This window comes from Streptomyces africanus, from assembly GCF_002150735.1.
Taxonomy (GTDB): domain Bacteria; phylum Actinomycetota; class Actinomycetes; order Streptomycetales; family Streptomycetaceae; genus Streptomyces; species Streptomyces africanus.
Genome location: NZ_MUKA01000023.1, coordinates 55,082 through 65,169, shown reverse-complemented (window position 1 = coordinate 65,169; position 10,088 = coordinate 55,082). Strand labels below are relative to the sequence as shown.

Annotated in this window: 10 protein-coding genes; 4 read left to right on the top strand and 6 right to left on the bottom strand. The window is 69.2% G+C overall.

The window, feature by feature from the left end:
* Positions 1 to 61 precede the first annotated feature (61 nt).
* Together CCL05_RS04025 and CCL05_RS04020 are read right to left on the bottom strand one after the other, a co-directional pair.
* On the bottom strand, positions 62 to 463 hold the full coding sequence (locus CCL05_RS04025; RefSeq protein WP_051714655.1) for a DUF8020 domain-containing protein: 402 nt from the start codon (positions 461 to 463) through the stop codon (positions 62 to 64).
* Positions 460 to 1,368: an alpha/beta fold hydrolase gene (locus CCL05_RS04020; protein ID WP_210436816.1), complete on the bottom strand. Its 909-nt coding sequence runs from the start codon at positions 1,366 to 1,368 to the stop codon at positions 460 to 462. The genes CCL05_RS04025 and CCL05_RS04020 overlap by 4 nt, the downstream gene beginning before the upstream one ends.
* An 83-nt stretch (positions 1,369 to 1,451) precedes the next feature.
* On the opposite strand from CCL05_RS04020, the gene CCL05_RS04015 reads away from it, so the two are divergent.
* The gene (locus CCL05_RS04015; protein WP_036514225.1) at positions 1,452 to 2,144 is read left to right on the top strand and encodes a TetR/AcrR family transcriptional regulator; all 693 of its coding nucleotides are present in this window, start codon (positions 1,452 to 1,454) and stop codon (positions 2,142 to 2,144) included.
* Positions 2,145 to 2,252: 108 nt separating this feature from the next.
* On the opposite strand, the gene CCL05_RS04010 is transcribed toward CCL05_RS04015, so the two are convergent.
* Complete coding sequence (locus CCL05_RS04010) at positions 2,253 to 3,515, bottom strand: MFS transporter (protein WP_030522116.1); 1,263 nt, start codon at positions 3,513 to 3,515, stop codon at positions 2,253 to 2,255.
* A gap of 114 nt (positions 3,516 to 3,629) precedes the next feature.
* Between CCL05_RS04010 and CCL05_RS04005 the strand changes: the two genes are divergently transcribed.
* Positions 3,630 to 4,430 (top strand): SAM-dependent methyltransferase, encoded by an 801-nt coding sequence (locus CCL05_RS04005; RefSeq protein ID WP_086559087.1) that lies wholly within the window; start codon positions 3,630 to 3,632, stop codon positions 4,428 to 4,430.
* On the opposite strand, the gene CCL05_RS04000 is transcribed toward CCL05_RS04005, so the two are convergent.
* The 3 genes from CCL05_RS04000 to CCL05_RS03990 are packed head-to-tail and all read right to left on the bottom strand — an operon-like array spanning position 4,420 to position 7,154.
* Positions 4,420 to 5,748 (bottom strand): GH1 family beta-glucosidase, encoded by a 1,329-nt coding sequence (locus tag CCL05_RS04000; protein WP_086559086.1) that lies wholly within the window; start codon positions 5,746 to 5,748, stop codon positions 4,420 to 4,422. The genes CCL05_RS04005 and CCL05_RS04000 overlap by 11 nt on opposite strands.
* 57 nt (positions 5,749 to 5,805) lie before the next feature.
* A complete protein-coding gene (locus CCL05_RS03995; protein WP_086559085.1) occupies positions 5,806 to 6,072 on the bottom strand; it encodes a protealysin inhibitor emfourin in 267 nt (88 codons plus the stop codon).
* 20 nt (positions 6,073 to 6,092) lie between these two features.
* A complete protein-coding gene (locus CCL05_RS03990; RefSeq protein ID WP_086559084.1) occupies positions 6,093 to 7,154 on the bottom strand; it encodes a M4 family metallopeptidase in 1,062 nt (353 codons plus the stop codon).
* Between the two features lie 321 nt (positions 7,155 to 7,475).
* Here CCL05_RS03990 and leuA point away from each other — a divergent pair, with 321 nt between their 5' ends.
* Both leuA and CCL05_RS03975 read left to right on the top strand, forming a co-directional pair.
* Entirely contained in the window at positions 7,476 to 9,197 is a 1,722-nt protein-coding gene (gene leuA, locus CCL05_RS03980; RefSeq protein ID WP_086559083.1) for a 2-isopropylmalate synthase, read from the top strand.
* A 186-nt stretch (positions 9,198 to 9,383) separates the two neighbouring features.
* The gene (locus CCL05_RS03975; RefSeq protein ID WP_086559082.1) at positions 9,384 to 10,082 is read left to right on the top strand and encodes a TerB family tellurite resistance protein; all 699 of its coding nucleotides are present in this window, start codon (positions 9,384 to 9,386) and stop codon (positions 10,080 to 10,082) included.
* Positions 10,083 to 10,088: the final 6 nt, after the last annotated feature.

Sequence of the window (10,088 nt, the reverse complement as noted above, 5' to 3'; positions counted from 1 at the left end):
TCGAGCCGCGTTTCGGGCCGCCGACTCGGCTACCCGCCGGAACCGCTGGACGAACCGCTCTTCAAGCCGTTCGCCGATCCAGAGGGTAAGCGGAGGTTGGCATCGGGAACGCCGGTTCCGTCTTCGGCCGGCACCCCGTCCTGATCGGCGTGGTGATGGTCAGGGTCCGGCCGTCTCCGGAGATCTGCCGGCGCAGCGGCAATGCCTGGCCGTCCAGGGAGTATGTCAAGGGCAGCGTGTCGACGATTTCGGCCGCGGTGTTGCGGATGGCAATCGAGTCGCCGGCGTCCGTGCGGGCGAACGTGCCGTGGTCCAGAGTCGTGACCACGGATCGTTCGACCAGCGCCGCGCGATAGGACACGATGGGCGCAGGCCGGTCCGGGTCGGCGTATGCGGTCGCGGCTACCGAAATGACGCCGATGGCAGTGAGCGCCGCGGTGAAGGTCGATCGGCCGAGTTTCATCGTGCCTGCCCGTCTGCGAGTTCGCGGATCGCCGTAGCGATGGGTTTCCATGCGTGTTCGGGTAGGTCGTGTCCGACTTCGGGCAGTAGTAGCAGGCGAGAGCCGGGAATCCGTGATGCGATGGTACGAGCGGCGCGGGGTTTGATCAGCGGGTCGTCCTCGCCATGGACGACCAGGGTGGGCCGGGTGATCTCGGTGATCGCCGGACCGTTCCACTGGGCCCCGATCTGCCGGCTCTGCGCCTCGTGGTCGTGAATCCCGCTGTCCGGGTTGCGCTCCAATTTCGCTCGTACAGCGGGCTCGTCGAATGCGCGCTTGGGAGAGGCAAGCAGTTTCGCGACCGCGACGCCTGCCTCGATCGCGCCCTCCTGGGTGTCGGGAAACTTCACCCTGGCGAACTTCGTGAGCGTACCCAACCGGATGTAGCGCAGGGTGCTCAGTCCGGTGACATCTCCAGGGATCGCGTCGGCCGATATGAGGGTTGTTACGCGGTCGGGGTGCCGGAGGGCGACGCGCTGGGCGACCGCGCCGCCGAGGGAAACCCCGAGTACATGAGCCGAGTTCCAGCCCAGTTCGTCGAGAACCGCTACTGCGTCGTCTGCCATGTCCTCTGCGGTGTACGCCTCACCGCGCCGGCTCAGGAGTGCGGTGATCGGGTTTCGCACGGCTATCGGTGGCAGGTGGGTCGATTCGCCGCCGTCGCGTTGGTCGTATCGCGCTACGGCGAAACCGTGGTCGACGAGTTGCTCGCAGAAGCCGTCGGGGATCCAGTGCCGGTTCGCGCCCAATCCGGTGGCGATAAGCAGCGGCTCTCCGCCTCGCTCCGGCGCGAACCGATCGAACGCGAGGCGTACCGCTCCGTTGTGCGCCCATCGTCGCGGTCCCCATGCGTCGTGGGACATCATCCCGAAACCTCCTTAAATAGCGTTCATCGAACGCAGTTTTAGAATAGGGCATGTCGGCGTCGGCGAGTGGAGGGGTATGGCGAGTGGAACAGCTCGGGAGGGCGGACCCGACGGTGTGGGAACGCACCGACGGTAAGCGCGGTCCGGCCCCGTCACGCAGCCGGGACGAACTCACCGCCGCGGCGATCGAGCTCGCCGACCAGGGCGGTTTGGCGGCTGTATCCACGCGCCGGATCGCACGTCGGCTCGGGGTGAGCCAGTCGGCGCTGTACCGCTATGTGTCGGGTCACGACGACGTACTGGACCTCATGGTCGACGCCGCTGCCGGCGAGATCGATGTCGACGTACCGCTGAGCGGTTCGGCGATCGACGACCTCATTGCGTTGGGAACCCGGGCGAAGGACGTCTACACGAGGTATCGGTGGTTGCTCGATATCCCGATCGAGCCGCTACGTGTCGGACCCCGGGGAATCGACTACCTCGAGTACGCACTGCGGGCAATGGCGGACGTGGATGTGCCGGGGCCGGTGAAACTGCAGACAGTCGCGGTGCTGAATGCGCTCGTCCAGCAATTCGCGCGCGCCGAGCTCGCTGGGAGGACAACGAGTCGGTCACGCCGGATCACCCACGCGGCCTACGTTCACAAAACCGCCGAGGCAGGTCATCATCGGTATCTCGCGCAAGCGCTTGCCGCTTCGACTCGCGACGCGGGCCCGGAGAATATGTTCGAGCACCTGCTACGCCGGGTGCTCGAGGGTGTGCTGACACCAGAGTGAAAACACCACCGCGTGCTTTCGATCCGGTCCGAGCGGTGAAACACCGTCGGCGGGCCGCGGCCGTGCTGACGGATCGGGTTTTCGGAAACTGGTCGGCGACGCCGAGCCTCAACGTATAGCTGGACTGGGGGCCGCCCAGACCATATGGACCCCGGCCGGCCCGGCGCCCCGATCGGTCGCGACGATCAATGCCACGCAACCGATTCCCGACAGCACCAGGCTCGACCCGAACAGCGCCGGATACCCGAGCAGCTCGCCGACCGTCCCCGCCGCGAACCCCGCGATGCCCTGCACCACCACGATCGCGCAGGCCAGCAGCGTGTAGTCGCTGCCGGCATGGTCGGGGTCGGCGGCGTCCATCATGAGGGTGAACACCGCTACGGTCGCGGCGCCGCCGAGAATGTGTTCGGCCAGGCTCGCGGTGACGATCAACTCGAAGCCGCCGATGCCCAGCGCGACGAGGAGGTAGAGGGCCAGGCCGAGGGTCTGCGTGACCCCGCCGATCAGCAGGGCGCGCCGCCGGCCGTGCCGGTAGCACAGCCAGCCGCCCAGGGCCGCGCCCGCGAGCGCGCCGGCGGAGGACAGAACCCCTTTGACCATTGCGATCTGCCCCAGGGTGAGTCCGGTGTCGGACATGAACGGCCCGACCATCGCCGAGCCCATCGAATCGCCGAACTTGAAGCCCCCGATGAGCAGGATGAACGCGAGCATCCCGGGCCGGCGCAGCCGCTGCCACCATCCGATGGTCAACCGGCTCGGGCTCGACGGCGTCTTCTCCGAGGTGCTGCGGAGCGTGGTACGCGGTGACCACCACACCGGAACGGCCGTGAGCAGCAACAGAATCGACATGGCGACGAACAGGACGCGCCACCCCGCGAGCGCGAAGAGCCACAGCAGCGCGCCGCCGCCCACGATCATGCCGATCCGGTACGCGCCGACCTGGATTCCGTTGCCCAGGCCGCGTTGCCGAGGTCCGAGGAGTTGGACGGCGAGCCCGTCGGTTGCGACATCCTGGGTGGCCGATATCGCGTTGACCACGGCGATACCCACCAGCAGGACGCGCAGTGACGCCGACAGGTCCATGCAGGCGAGCGCCAGTGTCACCGCCGACGCGGTGAGTTGCAGGGTCAGCAGCCACTGCCGGCGGGTGCCGTAGTGGTCGACGTAGGGCGCCCACAGGAACTTCAGGGCCCACGGCGCGAAGAGAATTCCGGTGGCGCTGATCTCGATGAGCGAGAAACCGGATTCGCGCAGCACCACCGGCAGTGCCTGGGTGAAGAACCCGTACGGCAGTCCCTGGGCGAAATACAGGGCGGACAGCAGAACCAGAGTCCCGGCGGAGATCGGCCCGGGGCGGGTCATGGTTCTCATGCGGTCATCCTGGCAGATCTTCGGAATCACCGGCTCCGGTGCACTCACCGTCTCGATCCGGTCGCGCGGCCCAAGGTGTACGAAAACGATTGCCGGTCTTGTATCTTGACCGGTATGGATCGGTCCGGCCTGAACCCGCACGAGCCGCATATCGCCCGCATGTACGACTACTACCTCGGCGGCAAGGACCACTTCGAGGTCGACAAGCAGGCGGCCGAGCGGGTCGCCGAGGCCTACCCCGCCATCTTCGTCTGCGCCCGCGAGAACCGGGCCTTCATGCACCGGGCCACCCGCGTCCTCGCGCGCGAGCACGGCATCCGCCAGTGGCTGGACATCGGCACCGGCATCCCCACCGAGCCCAACCTGCACCAGGTGGCCCAGTCCGTGGTCCCGGACGCCCGCGTGGTCTACGCCGACAACGACCCCCTCGTCCTCAAGTACGCCGAGCGCCTGATGCGCAGCACGGCCGAGGGCCGTACGACGTACATCGAGGCCGACGTCAACGACCCGCAGTCGCTGCTGACCGCGCCCGAACTGGCCGAGGTCCTGGACCTGAGCCGCCCGGTCGCGCTGTCCCTCAACGCCCTGATGCACTTCGTCACCGACGCCCAGGACCCGTACGGCATCGTGCGCCGCCTGCTGGACGTCCTGCCCTCGGGCAGCGCCCTGGCGCTGAGCCACTGCACGCCCGACTTCGACCCGGCCACCTGGCAGAAGGTGACCGACATCTACACCTCGGCCGGGACGCCGGTGCGGTTCCGCTCCCGTGCGGACGTCGCCCGCTTCTTCGACGGCCTGGAGCTGCTCGACCCGGGCGTCACCGTGGGCCACCGCTGGCGTCCCGACGCCGTCGACGGCGACGCCCCGACGGACGCCGAGGTCAGCCTGTGGACCGGGGTGGGCATCAAGCCGTAGCCCCCTCCCCCTGGGCCCGCAGCACCTCCCGGTACCAGTGGTACGACGACTTCGGGGTCCGTTGAAGGGTCTCGAAGTCGACGTGGACCAGGCCGAAGCGGCGTGCGTAGCCCTCCGCCCACTCGAAGTTGTCGAGCAGGGACCACACGAAGTAGCCGCGCACGTCGACGCCCGCCTCCAGCGCCCGGTGCAGGGCCCGGATGTGGCCGTCCAGGTAGGCGATGCGGTCCTGGTCGTCGGTGTCCGGGTAGGAGCAGCCGTTCTCGGTGATGACGACGGGCGGGAGCCGGTCGCCGTAGCGGTCCTGGAAGGCGGTGAGGAGCTCGGTCAGGCCCTCGGGCACGACCGGCCAGCCGAAGTCGGTGACCGGGTGGCCGGTGATCTCCCGCACCGAGAACGGGAGTTCCGCGGGCATGGCGACGCCGCCGAAGGTGATGTCGGTGCCCTGCGGGGCACCCACCCGGGTCGGCGCGTAGTAGTTGACGCCGTACCAGTCGAGCGGTTCGGCGATCACCTTCAGGTCGGCCTCGACGTCCCCGGGCATCAGCTCGCCGATGCCGTCCGGGTACCGGCCCAGCAGCAGCGGGTCCGCGAACAGGCGGTTCAGCAGCACGTCGTAGAACTCGGCCGCCTCCACGTCCTCCGCCTCGGTGGACGCCGCCCAGGTCGGGCCGTGCGAGTTGGCGATGCCGATGTCCGTGGCGCCCGCGGCGCGCAGGGCGCGGACGGCCAGGCCGTGGGCCAGCAACTGGTGGTGGGCGGCCGGGAGCGCGTCGAACAGCAGCTGCCTGCCCGGCGCGTGCACGCCCAGGGCGTGGCCCAGCAGGGTGTGTTCGGCGGGCTCGTTGAGGGTGATCCACTGCGGCACCCGGTCCCCGAGGCGGCCCGCGACCAGCGAGACGTACTCGGCGAAGCGCGCGGCCGTGTCCCGCTCCAGCCAGTCGAGGTCCGCCGGCAGGTCCCAGTGGAACAGGGTCGGCACCGGGCGCACCCCCGCCGCGCACAGGTCGTCCACCAGCCGGTCGTAGAAGTCCAGGCCCTTCTCGGAACGCACCCGCGGCCAGGACACCGAGAAGCGGTAGGCGTTCACTCCGAGGCCGGCCAGCAGGGCCACGTCCTCGCGGTGGCGGTGGTAGTGGTCGCAGGCCACCGCCGCCGTCGAGCCGTCCTTCACCCGGCCCGGCTCGGCCGTGAAGGCGTCCCACACGGACGGCTCGCGCTCGTCCGCCGCACCTTCGATCTGGTGCGCCGAGGTGGACACGCCCCAGAGGAAGCCGGCCGGGAAGCGGGGGATCGGATTGCCTGCGTCAGTCGCCATGCGCGGATCATCCGTACCGCCGGTAACGGAAGTCAACAGGCCGCCGCGGAAGACCTGTCAGGCGCCTTCCTTCAGCACCCGTGAGATCAGCTTCCGCTGTTCGTCGGTCAGCCGCGGGTCGGCCGCGTACACCGTCTTCCCGTCCACGGTGATCTGGTAGCCGAACCCGTCCGGGACCCCGATCGGCGGCGTGCTCCGGCCGGCGGCGACCGCCTGCTCGGCCAGTGCGTGCCATTCGGGGGCATCGGGGCGGCCGGAGGTGTCCACCTCGGCATACCGCTCGATGCCCGCGAACCCGCCCGTGCGCCTCACCTGAATACGCATGGCACCTGTCTAGTACGGAACTACAGGGTCCGCACCCCGACCTGCTCCCAGGCCTTCGACACGGCGTCCAGCTCCTCCCCGTCGCCGAACCGCTCCCGCGCGGCCTTGACGGTGAGCGTGGCGAAGTCGGCGAACATCGCCTGCTGCTTCAGCTCGCCGCCGGTCAGCACGTCGTACCAGATCAGCCCCGCGCGCTCCCAGGCGTGTCCGCCGAGGGCCGTGGCCGCCAGGTAGAAGGCGTGGTTCGGGATGCCCGAGTTGATGTGGACACCGCCGTTGTCGCGGCCGGTGCGCACGTAGTCGTCCATCGTGGCCGGCTGCGGGTCCTTGCCCAGGACGTCGTCGTCGTACGCCGTGCCCGGCTCCTTCATGGAGCGCAGTGCCTTGCCCGTCACCCGCGGGGCGAGCAGGCCCGCGCCGATCAGCCAGTCGGCCTCGGCGGCGGTCTGGCCGAGCGTGTACTGCTTGATGAGCGAGCCGAAGACGTCCGACACGGACTCGTTCAGCGCGCCGGGCTGGCCGAAGTAGGTGAGGTTGGCCGTGTACTGCGTGACACCGTGGACCAGCTCGTGGCCGATGACGTCGATCGGGATGGTGAAGTCGAGGAAGATCTCGCCGTCCCCGTCGCCGAAGACCATCTGCTCGCCGTTCCAGAAGGCGTTGTTGTACTCGCGGTCGTAGTGCACGGTCGCGTTCAGCGGCAGGCCGTTGCCGTCGATCGAGTCGCGCTGGTACGCCTTCAGGAGCAGTTCGAAGGTGGCGCCGAGGCCGGCGTAGGCGCGGTTGACGGTGGCGTCCTTGCCGGGCTTGTCGCCCTCGCCGCGGACCTTGTGGCCGGGCAGGTCGGTGCCGTGCCGGGCATCGTGGACGGTGCGCTGCGGCTTGCCGTCGGCGGCTGCGGCGACGGCGGTGGCGCCGATGACCGTGGTGAGGCGGCGCTGGGTGCGCTCGAAGGCGTCGCGCTCCAGGGTCCGGCGGGCGGGTCCGGCGAGCGCCGAGTCCTCGGCCTGGGCGAGCTTGTCGAGGACATGGGGCGGAACGATGGTGCAGAAGACGGGCTCGAAGCCCCCGTGGGTCGTCATGCCCGGCACCCTTGCACTGCGTGACGAGGCTGTCACTAGTCGCCACCATGATTGGTGAAATACGGGGACAAGGACCCTCACGCTCCGTGGCGAAGTGGTATAGCGCACTTTTTGTCCCGTATGGGCGCCCGGTCCCGCATACTGATACGGACCCGCGCACCCCGGAGGGCCTCGGCTAGCATGCTGCGCATCATGCGTTTCGGGCTGCTTCTCCTTAGCTGCCGCGGCGAGGGCCTGTAGTCGAGGCCGACTCCCTCCCCGCGGAGCTTGGTGCTGCGTCGTCGGCCGTCCTTCCGGACACTCTGAGGAGCCCTACGCATCATGGCGAACCGCCAGCAGCCCAGTTCCATGCCGATCCACAAGTACGGCCGCTACGAGCAGGTCGACATCCCGGACCGCACCTGGCCGGACCAGCGCATCACCACCGCCCCCCGCTGGCTCTCCACGGACCTGCGCGACGGCAACCAGGCCCTGATCGACCCCATGTCGCCCGCCCGCAAGCGCGCGATGTTCGACCTGCTGGTCAAGATGGGCTACAAGGAGATCGAGGTCGGCTTCCCGGCCTCCGGCCAGACCGACTTCGACTTCGTACGCTCGATCATCGAAGAGCCCGGGGCCATCCCCGACGACGTCACCATCTCCGTACTGACCCAGGCCCGTGAGGACCTGATCGAGCGCACGGTGGAGTCGCTGAAGGGCGCCAAGCGCGCGACCGTCCACCTCTACAACGCCACCGCCCCCGTCTTCCGCCGGGTCGTCTTCCGGGGCTCCAAGGACGACATCAAGCAGATCGCCGTCGACGGCACGCGGCTGGTCATGGAGTACGCGGAGAAGCTGCTGGGCCCGGAGACCGAGTTCGGCTACCAGTACAGCCCCGAGATCTTCACCGACACCGAGCTGGACTTCGCGCTGGAGGTCTGCGAGGCGGTCATGGACGTCTGGCAGCCCGGCCCGGGCCGCGAGATCATCCTCAACCTGCCCGCCACGGTGGAGCGTTCGACCCCGTCGACCCACGCCGACCGCTTCGAGTGGATGGGCCGCAACCTCTCCCGCCGCGAGCACGTCTGCCTGTCGATCCACCCGCACAACGACCGCGGCACGGCCGTCGCCGCAGCCGAGCTGGCCCTGATGGCCGGTGCCGACCGCGTCGAGGGCTGCCTGTTCGGCCAGGGCGAGCGCACCGGCAACGTCGACCTGGTCACCCTGGGCATGAACCTCTTCTCCCAGGGCGTCGACCCGCAGATCGACTTCTCCGACATCGACGAGATCCGTCGTACGTGGGAGTACTGCAACCAGATGGAGGTCCACCCGCGCCACCCGTACGTGGGCGACCTGGTCTACACGTCCTTCTCCGGCTCCCACCAGGACGCCATCAACAAGGGCTTCGACGCCATGGAGGCCGACGCGAAGGCCAAGGGCGTCACCGTCGACGACATCGAGTGGGCCGTCCCCTATCTGCCGATCGACCCCAAGGACGTCGGCCGCTCCTACGAGGCGGTCATCCGGGTCAACTCGCAGTCCGGCAAGGGCGGTATCGCCTACGTCCTGAAGAACGACCACAAGCTGGAACTGCCCCGCCGGATGCAGATCGAGTTCTCGAAGATCATCCAGGCGAAGACGGACGCCGAGGGCGGCGAGGTCACGCCGAAGGACATCTGGGCGACCTTCCGGGACGAGTACCTGCCCAACCCCGAGAACCCGTGGGGCCGGATCCAGGTCAAGAACAACCAGTCGACGACCGACACCGACGGCGTGGACACGCTGACGGTGGAGGCCACGGTCGACGGCCAGGACACCGTCCTGACCGGCTCCGGCAACGGCCCGATCTCGGCCTTCTTCGACGCGCTCCAGTCCGTCGGCATCGACGTACGCCTGCTGGACTACCAGGAGCACACGATGAGCGAGGGCGCCTCCGCGCAGGCCGCCTCGTACATCGAATGCGCGATCGACGACAAGGTCCTGTGGGGGATCGGAATCGACGCGAACACCACGCGGGCCTCGTTGAAGGCGGTCGTCTCGGCCGTCAACCGCGCGACGCGCTGACCAGCCCTGTAGGCGGTTTGAGGGCTCCGTCCGCCGATGTCCGGCGGACGGAGCCCCGTCGTATACCGGCCAATCCCTGTGACGGTCACGGAAAGGTCTCCTCCGGGGTACTGACTCCTCCTCACAGATGTGGCTAACATCACGCAAGCGCGGCGACGCTGCCGTGCGGCGTGACGGAGGTGCGACGTGCTGCCAGGACGGGGACGAAACGGCCGTGCCGCCAGGTTTTCGAGCATCCTGGGCACCCGTACCGCGTGGACGCCCGCCGGTGACGGGGAGTTCTTCTGCCCCGGCTGCGGCGGCGACCGCAACTACCAGCGGCTGACCGGCCAACGCCGCTTCACCCTGCTCGGCCTGCCGGTGCTGCCGCGCGGCGAGACCGGCCCGGTCGTGGAGTGCGCCGCCTGCCGCCGCCACTTCGGCACGGACGTCCTCGACCACCCGACCACCACCCGCTTCTCCGCGATGCTCCGCGACGCCGTGCACACCGTCGCCCTCGCCGTGCTGGCCGCGGGCGGCGCCGGATCCCGTACGGCGCTGGAGGCCGCGGTGCTCGCCGTGCGCGCGGCCGGCTTCGACGACTGCACGGAGGAACAGCTGGCCGCCCTCGTGGAGGCGCTGGAGGCGGACACCGGCCGGATCACCGGGGAGCCCTGCGGTGCGGGGCTGGCCATAGAGCTGCATGAGGCGCTGGACCCGCTCGCCCCGCACCTCGCCACGGTCGGCCGCGAATCGATCCTGCTCCAGGGGGCGCGCATCGCCCTGGCGGACGGTCCCTACACACCGGCCGAGCGGGACGCGCTCGCGACGGTGGGCGCGGCGCTCACCATCTGCTCGGACGACGTGACCCGGGTGCTGGCGGCGGCGGCCCGGACGCCGTCGTAGGGCAGC